The 14,865-nt window shown below is 70.2% G+C and carries 9 protein-coding genes and 3 pseudogenes; 5 read left to right on the top strand and 7 right to left on the bottom strand.

The features are described from left to right. Positions 1–113: 113 nt before the first annotated feature. The gene (locus tag AB0H82_RS03565; RefSeq protein WP_362988345.1) at positions 114–695 is read right to left on the bottom strand and encodes a snapalysin family zinc-dependent metalloprotease; all 582 of its coding nucleotides are present in this window, start codon (positions 693–695) and stop codon (positions 114–116) included. Positions 696–1,054: 359 nt separating this feature from the next. Here AB0H82_RS03565 and AB0H82_RS03560 point away from each other — a divergent pair. The 4 genes and pseudogenes from AB0H82_RS03560 to AB0H82_RS03545 all read left to right on the top strand — a co-directional run. Beyond that, positions 1,055–1,243, top strand: a pseudogene (locus AB0H82_RS03560) (transposase); the annotation flags it as partial. 496 nt (positions 1,244–1,739) lie between these two features. Then, a complete protein-coding gene (locus tag AB0H82_RS03555; protein ID WP_362988344.1) occupies positions 1,740–6,323 on the top strand; it encodes a DUF6531 domain-containing protein in 4,584 nt (1,527 codons plus the stop codon). Between the two features lie 24 nt (positions 6,324–6,347). Next, positions 6,348–6,818: a hypothetical protein gene (locus AB0H82_RS03550; RefSeq protein WP_362988342.1), complete on the top strand. Its 471-nt coding sequence runs from the start codon at positions 6,348–6,350 to the stop codon at positions 6,816–6,818. Positions 6,819–6,834: 16 nt separating this feature from the next. Beyond that, complete coding sequence (locus AB0H82_RS03545; RefSeq protein ID WP_362988340.1) at positions 6,835–7,320, top strand: hypothetical protein; 486 nt, start codon at positions 6,835–6,837, stop codon at positions 7,318–7,320. Between the two features lie 580 nt (positions 7,321–7,900). On the opposite strand, the gene AB0H82_RS03540 is transcribed toward AB0H82_RS03545, so the two are convergent. The 5 genes from AB0H82_RS03540 to AB0H82_RS03520 all read right to left on the bottom strand — a co-directional run bounded on the left by AB0H82_RS03540 (position 7,901) and on the right by AB0H82_RS03520 (position 14,025). Then, entirely contained in the window at positions 7,901–8,548 is a 648-nt protein-coding gene (locus AB0H82_RS03540; RefSeq protein ID WP_362988338.1) for a response regulator transcription factor, read from the bottom strand. Continuing rightward, a complete protein-coding gene (locus AB0H82_RS03535; protein WP_362988336.1) occupies positions 8,536–9,774 on the bottom strand; it encodes a sensor domain-containing protein in 1,239 nt (412 codons plus the stop codon). Before AB0H82_RS03535 ends, AB0H82_RS03540 begins: the two co-directional genes overlap by 13 nt. A 71-nt stretch (positions 9,775–9,845) precedes the next feature. Next, the gene (locus AB0H82_RS03530; RefSeq protein ID WP_362988334.1) at positions 9,846–12,365 is read right to left on the bottom strand and encodes an FtsX-like permease family protein; all 2,520 of its coding nucleotides are present in this window, start codon (positions 12,363–12,365) and stop codon (positions 9,846–9,848) included. Beyond that, positions 12,362–13,108 (bottom strand): ABC transporter ATP-binding protein, encoded by a 747-nt coding sequence (locus AB0H82_RS03525; protein ID WP_362988332.1) that lies wholly within the window; start codon positions 13,106–13,108, stop codon positions 12,362–12,364. The genes AB0H82_RS03530 and AB0H82_RS03525 overlap by 4 nt, the downstream gene beginning before the upstream one ends. 269 nt (positions 13,109–13,377) lie before the next feature. Continuing rightward, on the bottom strand, positions 13,378–14,025 hold the full coding sequence (locus tag AB0H82_RS03520; protein ID WP_362988330.1) for a hypothetical protein: 648 nt from the start codon (positions 14,023–14,025) through the stop codon (positions 13,378–13,380). Positions 14,026–14,514: 489 nt separating this feature from the next. On the opposite strand from AB0H82_RS03520, the pseudogene AB0H82_RS03515 reads away from it, so the two are divergent. Beyond that, positions 14,515–14,669, top strand: a pseudogene (locus AB0H82_RS03515) (IS5/IS1182 family transposase); the annotation flags it as partial. Between the two features lie 101 nt (positions 14,670–14,770). Here AB0H82_RS03515 and AB0H82_RS03510 read toward each other — a convergent pair. Further along, positions 14,771–14,865: pseudogene (locus AB0H82_RS03510) on the bottom strand (IS5/IS1182 family transposase); the annotation flags it as partial.

Below are 14,865 nucleotides of genomic sequence, written 5' to 3'. Positions count from 1 at the left end.
TTCAAGCTGTCGACGGAGACATGATCGCTTACCGCCGCACACGCGCGGGTGACGATGCCTGACCGCTATATAGCTGGGTTCAGGCATCGTCACGTCGGGGTGGCCCTTGCCGACTAGGGCGCGTCCACCAGCACGCGGCCGCCGGTCCGGGTGTGTGCCGCGGCGCCGCCCGCGTACGCGTTCTCGACTCGCGAGCGCTCGGCCGCGTCGGGCACCGCGTTACGGCAGCTCGTACCGGCGCTGGAGCCCGACATCAGCTGCGAACAGGGGCCGGGCTTGGTGTCCGGCAGGCCCAGGTTGTGGCCGAGTTCGTGGGCGACGATGCGGGTCTTGTCGTAGCCCTGGGAGACCGCCTGGCTGCCGAGTTCGACCCGTGCCCGGCCGCCCGGCCGGACCGGTCCGAGTGTGGCCTGCGGCCAGCCGGTGGTGGCCACGATCTGGATCTCCGCTCGGCTACCAGGGGCGGCTTTGACCAGCTTGACATTGCCGACGTTGCCGTTCCATGAGGCGACCCCGGCAGAGATCGCCTGCTCCCAGCCTGCCGCTCGGCTGGCGTCGTAGCGGAGCGTGACCTGCGCGGCCACGTGCTTCGGCATGGTGGGCTCGGCCGCGGACACGGCGTGTGCCGCCGGGACCGCGGTCAAGAGCATCCCTGCCGCGGCACCGGCTATACCCAACCGTAAAAAGTGCACCATCACTGTCCTCTCACACGTGGGGGCTCTCGGACCCTTGGGGGACCGAAAGAGGAGACCAAGACGAGTGTCGCGAACATGCCAACCGTGTCAACTGGTTGGTTGATGGCCCGTGACGACGACGCAGTGCCGAGCCAAGGCGGCGGCGCAGGCTTACCCGCTGTCTGTCGTCAGCCGTTGGGGGCGGCGGACTGTATCCAGTTGGTGTACGCGGCGGTGGCCGTGTAGTGCGACTTGGACTGCCGGTCGCTGGTGGAGGCGACATCGAGCAGGGTGCCGCCTACCCTCGCGGGCCGGCCGGAGCAGTCCGTGGTCAGGAGGCCAGCTCAAGATCGAAGAGCGTGCCGGGGCCCTAGCCGAACGCAAGACGGGGCGAACCGCACGGCACCGGCCTGGGCGTCTTCCGCTACGTCGTCGAGCGCACCATCGCCTGGCTCCACGGGTTCCGCCGCCGGCGCATTCGCTGGGAAAGACGCGACGACATCCACGAAGCATTCCTCGGACTCGCCGTCTGTCTGATCACGCACCGCCACGTCCAACGGCTCTGTTAGCGCCTTTCAGGGGGTGGGGACGGTGCTGACCACCCCGGTTGCTGAGGCAGGCTCACCGGGGCGACGTGCGCAGCGTGTATGCGGAAGGTTCTCGGAGACAATCCCGCGATGCTGCGCATCCTGTCCCTCGTCGGGGAGTGGTGCCGGGAAGTGGACAGCGGGGTGAACTCGCTGAGCATTCCCGTGCTCCCCGACGTGGCATCTTCTTGAACGTCGCCCGCGGGATCAGTTGTTGCCGCAGTAGTTCCGTACGAAGTTGGCGGGGGACGCGGTCCAGCTTGAGCTCCACCGCCCACGCATCGCTCGCGCCGAGCACACGCCTCCGACCACACGCCCCCGACCACACCCCCCGCACCGTCACGGAGCCGTGACCTTCGTCTTCCAGCCACGACCTACGTCGTCCAGTCGTGACACTGTCGAATACCCGACAAGCGCCATGACCTTGTACGTTCACGTGTCGGAGCAGTTGACGAGTGCGCGTGACAGGGGTTGCAGTATGGCGGGGGACCGACCTCGGGATTGGCATGTCCTTGATCTGGACAAGGATCCGACGCCGGGTGATCCGCAGCGAGTCCGCGGTCTCGCGAAGAACCTGCACGACTTCGCCGACGACGTGGGCAGGGTCCTCCGTGACATCAAGGGGATGGCCGGCGACGAGGCCATCTTGAAGTGGGTGGGCAAGACCGCCGACGCGTTCACGGAGAAGTTCGAGGACGCCCCCAGTAAGCTGAAGAAGCTCCGTAAGTCCTACGAGATGGCGGGCGACGCGCTGTCCGCGTACTGGCCGGAACTGGAGCGCGCGCAGACCCTGGCCGACAAGGCGCTGGTCAAGGGCCGCGAGGCCCAGGCCGACCTGAGCAGCGCCAAGTCCCGTCTCTCCTCCGCCGACTCCTGGGTGGAGAAGGCGGGCAAGGAAGCCGACAAGTACAAGGACAAGCCCGGCGGCGGCAAGGACGTCCCCAAGCCCGACGAGGACAAGGTCCGCGCCGCCACCCGCAACGCCCACTCCGCCGAGAAGGCCCAGAAGTCCGCCCAGGGCGACGTCGACGCCGCCAAGAGCGCGCTGGAAGCGGCGAAGAAGATGGCCGCCGACGCGCGCAAGATGCGCGAGGAAGCCGCCGGCACGGCGAAGAAGAAGATCGACGAGGCCTCCGACGCGGGTATCCCGAACCGCAAGTGGTGGGAGGAGGTCGGCGACTGGGTCTCCGACAACTGGGACACCATCGTCGCCGTCTGCAAGGTCGTCGTCGCCGTCGTCGGCATCATCGCGATCATCATCGGCGGGCCCATCCTCGCCGCCATCGTCATCGTCGCGGGCGCCATCGTCCTCGCCGACACCTTGAGCAAATACGCAAAAGGCCAAGCCACCCTCATGGACGTGGCCTTCGCGGCCATGGACTGCATTCCAGGCGCCAAGGGCATCACCACCGCCGCCAAGCTCGCCAAGGGGATGAAGGGCCTAAAGGGGATGGGCAAGGGCCTCAAGAACGGCCTGCGGCGGGGCGCGGACGACGTGGGGACCAGTAAGCCCGTCAAGAGCCGCTGCAGGAACGGCGACCCCATCGACATGGTCTCCGGCGAGATGATCATGACGAAGACCGACGTCGAACTGCCGGGCCTGCTTCCGCTGGTGCTGCGCCGCACCCACCTGTCGAGCTACTTCTCGGGCCGCTGCTTCGGCCGCTCCTGGGCCTCCACGCTGGACGAGCGCCTCGAACTCGACCACGAGGGAGCCCTCTTCGCGGCCGAGGACGGCATGATCCTCCTCTACCCCGTGCCCTCACCCGGCTCGTCCGTCCTGCCCGTGGCAGGACCGCGCTGGCCGCTGGACTGGGACGGCGCACCGGGTGCGCCCATCCGCATCACCGACCCCGACACCGGCCACACCCGCCACTTCGCGCCGACCCACCGCCCCCCGGCGGCCGACGAGGCGTTCACCATGCCGCTCGCCGCGGTGACCGACACCAACGGTCAGCGCATCGACTTCGACCGGGCCTCCGACGGCACCCCCGTGGCCGTGCGCCACTCCGGCGGATACCACATCGACGTCGACACCGAGGGCGGCCGGGTGACAGGTCTGCGCCTGCGCGATCCGGAGGCCGGACCCGACGGCACGACCCTCCTGCGGTACGGCTACGACACCGACGGCAACCTGAGCGAGATCCGCGACTCCTCCCCACTGCCCTACCAGCTCGGCTACGACCAGCACGCACGCGTGACCTCCTGGACCGACCGCACCGACCAGTGGTTCCGCTTCACCTACGACGAGGAGGACCGCTGCGTGCGCGGCGAGGGCGCCGACTCCGCCCTCGACTGCGTCATCGCCTACGACTCCGACCTCCGCGTCACCCGTTACACCGACTCGCTCGGCCACACCACGGAGTACCACTACGACGAGCGGCTCCACCTCACCCGTGTCGTCGATCCGCTCGGCTTCACCGTGCACACCGAGTACGACGCCCGCGGCGGTCTGCTGTCCCGTACCGACGAGCTGGACCGCACGACCCGCTTCACCCTCGACACGTACGGCCAGCCGCTGCGCATGGACCGCCCGGACGGCACGAGCGTCACCCTGGAGTACGTGGACGGTGTCCTTCCGGCCGCGATCACCGAGGCCGACGGCGCGCGCTGGGAGGGCTCGTACGACGAGCGGGGCAATCTGCTCACGAGCACCGACCCGCTGGGCGCGGTGACGTCGTACGGCTATGACGAGCACGGGTTCCGGATCACCGAGACGGACGCACTCGGCAACACCATCCGGTACGAGTACGACGGGGCCGGCCTTCCGGTGCGGGTCACGGATCCGCGCGGCAGCGTCGTCACCATCCGCAGGGACGCGTTCGGACGCGTGGTGGAGATCCACGACGCGGTCGGCGGGACCATCCGCCAGGGCTGGAACACCGAAGGGTCACTGCTGTGGCGGGAACGCGCCGACGGCGGCCGGGAGTCGTGGACGTACGATGCGGAGGGCAACGTCACGGAGTACCGCGACGCCGCCGGGGCCACCACCACCTTCGAGTACGGAGCCTTCGGCCTGCCCAGCGCGAGGACCGACCCGGACGGCACCCGCTACCGTTTCGCGCACGACACCGAGCTACAACTCACAAGCGTGCGCAACCCGCGCGGCGACGAGTGGAGCTACCGCTACGACGCGGCGGGCACGCTGATCGGCGAGACCGACTTCGACGGCCGCACCCTCACCTACCACTGCGACCCGACGGGTCAGCAGGTCGAGCGGTCCAACGGCACCGGTCAGACGGTACGGGTGACCCGGGACGCCGCGGGCCGGGTGGTGACCGCGCGGACCGACGACGGCACACTCACCTCGTTCCGCTACGACCCGGCCGGACGGCTCCTCGAAGCCACGAGCCCGCTCAGCAGCGTCGCCTACGCCTACGACCTGGCCGGTCGGATCGTCGCCGAGACCGTCGACGGCCGGACCGTGACCAGCGCCTACGACGCGCTGGGCAGGCGCGTGCGGCGCACCACGCCGTCCGGCGCCACCTCACACTGGTCGTACGACTCCGCGAGCCTGCCGGCCTCGCTGGTCACCGCGGCGGGGGAACTGACCTTCGCCCATGACGCCGCGGGGCGGGAGACCACCCGTGGCCTTGGCGCTGCGGCGACCCTGACGCAGTGCTGGGACGCGGGGCACCGCCTCGTCGAGCAGGTCGTCAGAGCGGGTGGGGCGGGCAGGGCGGGCATCAGCGGCGAGGGGCAGGCCGTGCGGCAGTCCCGCTCGTACGCCTACCGGGCGGACGGTCACCTGACCGGGGTGAAGGACCGGCTGTCCGGCGCCCGGACCTTCGCTCTCGACCCGGCCGGCCGCGTCACCCGGGTGTCGGCCGCCACCTGGACCGAGACCTACGCCTACGACGACCTCGGCAACCTCACGGCCGCCGAGCACCCGGCCCCCGCCGGCCAGGATGCGCAGGGTCCGGCACATCACTCCGGGACACGGGTCACCGCCGCGGGCCGTTCGACGTACGAGCACGACGCGCAGGGGCGCCTGGTACGGGTGATCCGGCGGACGCTGTCCGGCCTCCGCCGGATCTGGACGTACGCCTGGGACGCCGATGACCGGCTCGCGCGGGCCGAGACGCCGGACCGCGGAGTGTGGGCCTACCGCTACGACGCACTCGGCCGCCGAACGGCCAAGATGCGCCTGGCCGACGACGGTTCGGTCGCCGAGGAGACCCTCTTCACCTGGGACGGCGCCAACCTCGCCGAGCGGCAGTCGACGCGGGATGGCGTGGTGGAGACCGACACCTGGGACTGGGAGCCGGGTACGCACCGCGCGGCGGCCCAGGTGCGCAGCCGGTGGCGTACGGCCGACCCGGACGAGGTCGACAGGCGGTTCTACGCGATCGTCACCGATCTCGTCGGCACGCCGAGCGAACTGGTCGGGGAGGACGGCGAGATCGCCTGGCGGTCCGCCACCACCCTGTGGGGAAGGCGGCTGGGCGGGGACGACCGGGACGACTGGGACGACGACGGCCTGTGCCCGCTGGCCTTCCCCGGCCAGTACCGCGACCCGGAGACGGGCCTGCACTACAACCTCTCCCGCTACTACGACCCGGACACGGCGAGCTACCTCACCCCCGACCCGCTCGGCCTGCTCCCCGCCCCCAACCACCACGCGTACGTCGACAACCCGCTGCGCTGGAGCGACCCGCTCGGCCTGGAGGGCGACGAGCCGACCCGCATCTACGACGACTCGACCTACGACAAGCACGGCTCGGGCAGCAGCTCGTCGGCCAAGGGCGAGATCGGGCGAGCACCCGCGAACGGACAGGCGGCGCTGGACCGGTCGATTCCGTTGGGCGACGGGGACAACCCGGATAAGTTCCGGCGCATCGGCGTGGACCACGTGAACAACGAGATCGTGGTCCTGGACCGGCACGAGTACCGCACCGACAAGAACGGCAAGATCGTGAAGGAGATCTACCATGGCCACGTGCAGGCGTCCTACCCGTCGAAGAGCGTCGGCGAGAACGACCTGACCAAGCTGGTACGGGCCAAGATGATCAACAACAAGAAGAAGCAGAAGGTGCTTCCGCCGCCCGCGTGCGACGGCTGACGGGTGCGGGAAGGAAGAGTGGCCATGGCGGCCGAGTGGAACTGGGAGACCGGAGAAGGTCTGCTGGGAGTCGACGACCCCGCGGACTGGGACGCGGCGTACGAGCGCGGTGAGAACGGTCTGGGTACGGCGGCCATCGGCCTGGCCCGCAACTGCCCGCTGGCCGCGGCCTCGCCGCGCATCATCAAGGCGATGCGGCTGCCGGACCGCGGCCAGCGCGGCTTCGCGTACACCGCAGCCGGCACCGCGGCCCGGCTGAACGGCACCCTCACCCCCGAGCTGTACGCCGCCCTGCGGGCGGAGGGCCACCGCGGCCTCGCCGAAACCGCCGTCGACGACACCCTCGACTACGTGCCGTTCCGCGAACTACCCCTGTGGTTCAAGTGGCGCACGGTCGCATCGAAGGTAGCGGACAAGCTGAAGACCTGGCGCCTGAACATCACCTACGCGGCCGAGGACGCGCGCGCGGCCCTCCGCCGGGTGCGGCGCCCCTGACGCCAGGGGTACGGCGATGGCGACGGACTGGGACCGGCCGGGCGAGGAGAGCCCCCTCCGTTTCGACGACCTCGCCGCGTGGGACGCGGCGTACGAGCGCGGCGAGGGCTCGCCGGGCTCCGCCGTGATCGGCCTGGCCTTCCACTGCACCCTCGGGGAAGCCTCGCCGCGCATCATCAGGGCGATGCGGCTGAGCGACCCGAACCAGCGGGGATTCGCCTTCACCGCGGCCGGGACCGCTGCCCGACTCCACGGCCGGCTGACCCCCGAACTCTACGAGGCCCTGCGGGCGGAGGGCCCGGGCGGTTTCGCCGAGCACGCCATCAGGGACACGCTGACGTTCGTTCCGTTCCGTGAGCTTCCGCCATGGTTCAAGCGCCGGAAGATCGTCACCGGGGTGCGCAACAAACTGGAGAGATGGTGGCTGCGCTCCACGGAGCCGATCAGCGATGCCGTGTCGGCCCTGCGCCGGCGCCGCTCCCGAGGTGACCGAGCCCGGTAGTTGGCGACAGATGACACCCGCACCAGCGGGTGACACCACCCATGCGCGTAGGGACCGTCAGCGCTGGAGGAAGAGTGGCCATGACGGCCGAGTGGAACTGGGAGACCGGAGAAGGTCTGCTATGCGTCAAGATATCGCCCGTAACGCACACAACGTCCATAATGCACACCAGGCGAAACCGCAGGTCAGCGGCCCTTCTCGGCGGGCTCAAGGATCGCGACGCATTCAACATGATGCGTCATCGGGAACAACTGCGGGCCCTGCACCTCCCCTTCCTTTCCTCGGAGAGCGCCAATGCCGAGGACGCCGAGTCCACACCCTGAAGCCGGTCTCGGGCTGGAGTGGACCGCGGTGTAGCGGCAGCCAGGGGCCGGGTAAGGGCCAAGCCGTTGTCGGCGTGGCTCTCACGCGAACTTGTCGTTGAGGGGGTGCTTCGCCCGTTGGACGAGGCGGCTTCGGGATAGGCGTGAAACCCCTGGTCTCAGGGGTGCTGGCGGGATTCCCGTGTCGATCTCGTCGAGGGAGGCGGCATGAGCGAAGATCGCGAGTCACTTGTCGCGGCAGTCGCGTGTCAGACGGATCAGGCGTTGAGGTAGGTGAGGACGGCCTGGACGCGCCGGTGGGTGTCGTTGGTGAGGGGGAGGTCGAGTTTGGCGAGCAGGTTGGAGATGTGCTTTTCGACGGAGACCGGCGCGAGGACGAGACGTTCGGCGATGGCGGAGTTGGACAGGCCCTGGGCCATCAGGGCGAGGACTTCGTGTTCGCGGGGGGTCAGACGGGCGAGGCCGGTGTGCCGACTGTTGCGGGCGAAGATCTGTGCGACGACGTCGGGGTCGAGGGCGGTTCCGCCGGCGGCGACGCGTTCGAGGGCGTCGAGGAACGCGTCGATGTCGGTGACGCGGTCTTTGAGGAGGTAGCCGACGCCGCCCTGGCCGTCGGCCAGGAGTTCGGCGGCGTAGGTGCGCTCGACGTACTGCGACAGGATGATCACCGGCGGAGCGGGGGTGTGTCGGGCGCGGACTTCGATCGCGGCGCGCAGTCCTTCGTCGCGGAAGCCGGGCGGGAGGCGCACGTCGATGAGGGCGAGGTCGGGGCGGTGGGCGTCCATGGCGGCGATCAGGTCGGGGCCGGAGTCGACAGCGGCCAGGACCTCGTGGCCGGTGGCAGTGAGCAGGCGGATGAGTCCTTCGCGCAACAGGAGCAGGTCTTCGGCGATTACAAGGCGCATGGGATCTCCGCGTGGACGGTGGTGGGGCCGCCCGTGGAACTGGTCAGGGTGAGGGTGCCGTCGAGGGCTTCGATGCGGCGGCGCAGTCCGGTCACGCCGGAGCCGTTCGGGTCGGCTCCGCCGTGTCCGTCGTCGGTGACGGTGACGGTCAGGGTGCCGTCGGAGCGGATGTGGACGGTGACGGTGACGGTGGTGGCGTGGGCGTGTTTGGTGATGTTGGTGAGGGCTTCGGCGATCAGGAAGTAGGCGGCGGCCTCCAGTGGCGGTGCCAGACGGTGGGGCAGGCGGATGTCGGAGGTGATGGGCAGGGGGTGGTCGGCGAGGAGGGCGGTCAGGGCGCCGTCCAGGCCGCGGTCGGTGAGGATCGGGGGGTGGATGCCGCGTACGAGGTGGCGTAGTTCGTCCAGGGCGGTGTTCACGTCGGCGCGGGCCGCGGCCAGGTCGGCGCGGGCCTGGTCGGCGGCGGGGCCAAGGGTTTTGAGGCGTCGCTCCGCCAGGGCCAGGGTCATGCCGAGCGCGACGATGCGGGCCTGGGCTCCGTCGTGAAGGTCACGTTCGATACGGCGCAGTTCGGCGGCTTGGGCGTCGATGGCGCGGCTGCGGGTGCGGGTCAGGTGGTCGGTGCGTTCGGTCAGTTGCTGGGTGCGGCCGGGCGCGAGCAATTCGGCGGCCAGGTGGGCCTGGCCGGTGGCCAGGGCGCGTACGACCCACGCGACGCCGGGCAGCAGGACCAGCCCGGCCAGCGCCGTCACGGCCTGTCCCCCCGGTGAGGCCACCGTCATGAACCCCGGATCGCCTCGGCGCTCTACAGGCAGCGCCCAGGCCCAGGCCGGTGAGGTGAGGGCCGCCAGGTCCACGGCGAGGGCGACCACGGCGATGACGGCGCAGAGGACGGTCAGCGGGAAGAGGATCGTCAGCCAGGCCATGTCGCGCCAGGTGGCGGGATGGGCAGCTCGTTTCCGGGCCCGGCCGGAGGCGACGCTCGCTTCGGCAGCAGGGTAGGGAGTGGGAATCCGGGTGGGCAGGATGAGGGCGGCGCGGCGCCGTTCGAGTCCGGCGAGCCGGCGCATCGCGGAGGTGGTAGCCAGGAAGGCGGGGGCGCCCAGGTGGGTGACGGCCAGGACCGCGCAGCCGGTGACCCCGGCCACGACGGTCACCAGCGCTCCGATGCCCGCGGCCAGGCCCAGCAGCAGGTACTGCAGAGACCGGACGGTGCGCTGGACCATGTCCCGCACTCTACGAACCTCCGGTTGCGCAGCAGTGGCACGGGGGGCGGCCGCCGCCTGGCGTGTCGGCTTCACTGCTCGCTCCGTCCGCCACCTGCCGACGCGGTGCGCAGGGCCAAGCGGGTGGGCAGGGCGGCGGCGGCCAGACCGAGAAGGCCGGTACCGGCCAGCAGTCCTGTGTACCAGAGGGGGTCGACGATCATGCGCCACTGACCGTCCTGGGCGTTGCTGAATGTGCCCACGACCACTGCGGCGATCCCCGCACCGACGACGAGGCCGACGGTGACCGTCAGTACCGCTTCGCGCGCGGCCATTCCCCTTATCTGTCGGGCCGTGGCGCCCAGAAGTCGCAGAGCGGCGTACTCACTGCGGCGGCCGAGGGCGGCCATGGCGAAGGTGTTGAGGACGGCGACGGCGGTGAAGACGATGGAGATACCGGTGAGCAGGCGCAGCGCTCCCTGCTGGGAGGCGGTTTCGGCGTCCTGACGGCTGTCCGCCGTGCTGCTGTTTGCGGACAAGTTCGGGAAGTGTGCCCGCAGCTTCGTGACAGCTGCCGTGCCAGGGTTCTGGCCGAGGTGGACGGCGGACAGCAGGGGCCTGGCAGTGTGTGCGGAGGCCAGCGGGCCGGGCAGCAGCATGTCGCCGAACCCGGCGGAACGGGCGTACAAGGCCACCACCGGCCGGGAGACGTGAGTACCGTCCGGCAGCCACAGCCCTGCCCTCTGTCCCACCTGCCAGTGCTGTGCTCCGGCGAGGTCCGTACTGACCGCCACACCGTCGGCGAGCCCGTCCAGGGAACCGCCGGTGATCTCCAGATCCAGTACACCGTCTCCGGTGCGGTACAGGCCCTGGGCGGGATAGTGCTGCGGCTTGCCGCCCTTGCGGACCACGACCTCGGTCGGCACGGTCGCATCAACGTCCCGTACTCCCGGCGTCTTGACCGCCTTCTGGTAGGTGCCCAGCGGGAGACCGGGGCCGCCCGCAGCGGTCAGGGTCTGGCGGGCGGGTGCGAGCCGGGCATGGGCGGCTTGGTCGGTGAGGTCGCTGAGCAGGGTGGAGTTCAGCAGCATGGTGGCGTTGAGAGCGAACAACAGGGCCAGCGGCATCGCCGCCCCCGCCGCCCGCACGGGAAAGCGCCTGGTGTTGGCGGCAGCCAGACGGCCGGTCGCTCCCGGGAGGAGACCTCCCAGGGCGGCAGCCACCGTCCGCACCAGCCACGGTCCCAGGGCGGCAGCGGCACAGATCAACAGTGAGCACCCGATGAAGCCCATCCCCACGCCGATTCCGCCACGCATCGGTGTGAACATCAGCACCGCCGCCGCGCCCGCGACCAGCACCATCCCGGTCACCACGCGCCAGATGCCGCCGCCCGCCGGAGCCGTGGCCGACTCCCGCATCGCCTCCGCCGGAGCAATCCGGGCCGACCGCCTACCGGCGAAGTACGCTGCCAGCCGCGCCACCCCCACCCCGGTCCCGGCCGCGATCAGCAGCGGCAACACACCACCGTCTACCTGGAGAGAGGCGGGGACGGCACCGGTGGCCACGAACCGGTCGGCCATCCAGCTCGCCAGCCACCGTCCGAGCGGAGCCCCCACCACGGCGGCAGCCACGCCCACCGCCCACGCTTCCAGGCCCAGCAGCCTTCGCACCTGGCGTGGTGTGGCGCCCAGGGTACGGAGCAAGGCCAGCTCCCGAAGGCGCTGACGGGCGGCGAAGGCGATGGTCCCGGCAATGACGAACAGGGCGGCGAAAACGGTGATACCGGCCATCGAACCGAACACCCCGACCGCGCCCGTATAACTGACCAGCACGGTCGGCGCGTCGGCCCGCACCCGCTCCCCGCCGGTGAGCACACGTACGTCCGGTCCGGCGGCCGACCGCACCCTGTCCAGCACTTCTTCGGTGTCGGCCGCAGGAGCGAAGCGCAGGGCGAGCGCGGTCGCATCGCCCGGCTGGGCCAGGCGCCCCGCATCCGCAGGGGAGAAGAACACCGCGCCCTGTGAGGAGAGCTGCGGACTACCGGGGGAAGCGACGACGCCGCCGAGGCGGAAAGAGGACACCTGTTGTGACAGGGCCATTCGCACCCGGTCCCCGGGCTGCACACCGGTACGGCGGGCCAGACCCGCGTCGAGCACCACCTCACCACCACCGGGCGCATGACCCTCGACCAGCCGGAAAGGAGTCAGAGCCGCGGACGACCAGGGATGCCCCATCACCGGCGCCGTGCCCGAACCGCCCCCCACCGGCCTCCCGCCGGCCGTGAGCGGCTGAGCGTGGAACGACACATCCTTCGTCACCTGCGCCACTCCGGGCACAGCGGCCAGGCGGCCGGCCAGGCCGTCGGGGAGCGCCGGCGCACCTGACAACGGGCGGCTCTTGGTGTTGTCCCCGTCCCGCACGGACACCTGACGCTGGGCGCTCACCACGGCATCAGCGGCTGTGTACCGGTCGGATCCCGCCGGGGAGGACAGTGCGGAGAACAACAGCGTGCCGCAGGCGGCGACCAACGCCACCGCAAGGGCCGTGCCGGCGAAGGTCCCGGCGAAAGACCACCAGCGATGGCGCACAGTGGCGAGAGCGAGACGAATCATCGGGCACTCAGCTCCGTCATCACCGCGGCGATCCGCACGGCAGAAACGTCTTGGAGGGAGGAATGGACCTGGCCGTCGGTGAGAAAGAGGACCTGGTCCGCCCAAGCGGCGGCCGCCGGGTCATGCGTAACCATCACCACCGTCTGACCCAGCTCATCCACCGCCTGCCGCAGCAGCGCCAACACCTCATGCCCGGCAGCCAGATCCAGCGCGCCGGTCGGCTCGTCGGCGAACAGCACCTGCGGGCGTCCGGCCAGTGCCCGCGCGACCGCAACCCGCTGCTGCTGACCCCCCGAGAGCTGATCAGGCCGAGCATGCTTACGCCCGGACAGCCCCACACGTGCCAGTACTTCGTCCGCCCAACGCCGGTCCGGCCGCACTCCGGCCAGGCGCTGCGGCAGCAGCACGTTCTGCCACACCGACAACGCCGGGACCAAGTTGAACGACTGGAACACGAAACCCGTCCGGCGACGGCGCACCCGCGTCAACGCCGGCTCACGCAGCGCACTGATGTCTTCTCCAGCCAACTGCACACGCCCCTCGCTGGGCCGCTCAAGCCCCGCCGCGCAGTTCAACAGCGTCGACTTACCGGACCCGGAAGGACCCATCACCGCCGAAAACGTCCCCGCCGCCAGCCATGCACCCACTCCCCGCAGGGCAGGCGTCCCGCCACCACCGGGATACGTCTTCGACACATCTTCCAGCTCGACCGCAGCCGCCACTGAATCACTCACGAGGTCCATGCCCCCAGCCTCGCCAGAACGAGACCGCTCGCCTACATGGCCCACTCGTAACCTCAAGGTAGGGATAGCCCTACCTTGCGAGCGGAGCGCCAACCGACAGCCGAAAGGACAAACCCCTCACTGCACCGCTGACCGGTCGCGCATGACAACGGCTACCCAACCTCCCCCTGAGTGTGGGACTACCGGTGTTCTGTGCTGCGACCAAGGAACACGGTTACGGCCGACCAGACCCGGGGTCGCCGTGCAGGTGCAGGCGGTCGGCGAGGACGTCACGGGCGGCTAGGAGCAGGGACATGTTGTGGCTGAAGGTGTGGGCGCGCAATAGGAGCAGGGGGTGGCTGGGGGGGAAGGCCGAGCTGGGAGGTGAGCATGCCGGCGGCCTGGTGGACCTCGGCACGGTGGAGGTCCATCGTCTCGACACCCTGGCCGGGCCCGGCGGGACCCGTTTGGGCGCCGATGAGCAAGAACACCGCCAGGGCATCACTCACCGTCAGCGCGTCATCGAGCGCCCGCTGCGACAGCGAACCCGCACCGGACCTGTGGCAGACCAGAGCACCGGCCCGCGCCGCCCCCAGGGACAGCGGCAGAGCAAAGACGGCCCGCACTCCCTGCGCCAGAGCCTCCGCGATGAAGGCGGGCCAGCGCGTCGCGGGGGCGCGCTCCAAGTCGGGCAGCAGCAGACTGCCGTCGCGCGCGGCGTCCAGGGTCGGCCCCTGGCCCAGCGTGTACTGCACATCGTCCAGACGGGCACCGGCCTCGGCGCTCGACCACAGCAGCTCCGGGCCGTCCAGCCAGAAGGTGACCGTGGCACCGTCCACCGCCAGCAACGCGGCCAGGCGTCCGCACCACCGGTTGGAGGGTCCCGGCCCTCCCGGCTGCAAGTCCCTGACCAGTTCTCTCAGCGTGCTCTCCGCCATCGCGGTCTTCCTGTTTTTGACCTGACGTGCCGATGCCGACCACTTGCTGCGCGCGGGTGCTACCCAGCATTGTGCCCCCATGACGCCTCAGTAGCCTGCCCTTCACCACGACGCCGCCCCGACGGCTAGCCGACACAACACTGGCCGGACGACTCGTCGGAGGTCACCTCTTGCGCACAGGAGAGCACAACTACGCATCGACGCGCGCTGCCGCCCGCCACGGCTCCCCCGCGAACGCGCGTACCCCTGCCACACCTTCACCGGGCACCCGAGCACGGGCATGTGACAACATCCCTATTTGACCCTGATTTCCGCATAGCTACGACGCAGCGGCTTACAGCAAAGTCTGCTGTCCAGGGCGACGGGATCAGACGCGGGTCCTGACGGCACGCCATTTTCCGCCAGGAGCCCCCCGTCGAATCGCGGCTCGCGGGCCTGCCTCCAGCCAAAGGGTGCCGCAGAAGGAGCGCTGGTGGGTATTTCCGGCGTATGGGCCAGGTGTTGCGAGTTGAGCCAGGCGGGTGGTTAGATTCACGGGCTTGTGGGTCGACCTGCTGGTGAACGTGGTGCGGGAGCGGGGTGGGAACGGGCCCGGTGGTGGCCGTCCCGGGTGTCTGCCGTTGGTTGAGCAGGCGCTGCTGGTGGTGTACCGGGGCGAGTGCGGGGCTGGGTTACGACCATGCGGGGCACCCGCTCGCTTCTATCCCGCTGAATGGCTCTGCGACGACCACCGGCCTTAGAGGCCCTAACAAAGGCGTTGGACGTGGCGGTGGGTGATGAGGCAGGCGGCGAGGCCGAGGAAGGCTTCGTGGATGTCGTCGCGTCGTTCCCAGCGGATGC

Source organism: Streptomyces sp. NPDC050732 (genome assembly GCF_040654255.1).
Lineage (GTDB): Bacteria > Actinomycetota > Actinomycetes > Streptomycetales > Streptomycetaceae > Streptomyces.
This window is presented reverse-complemented; position numbering and strand designations above follow the sequence as displayed.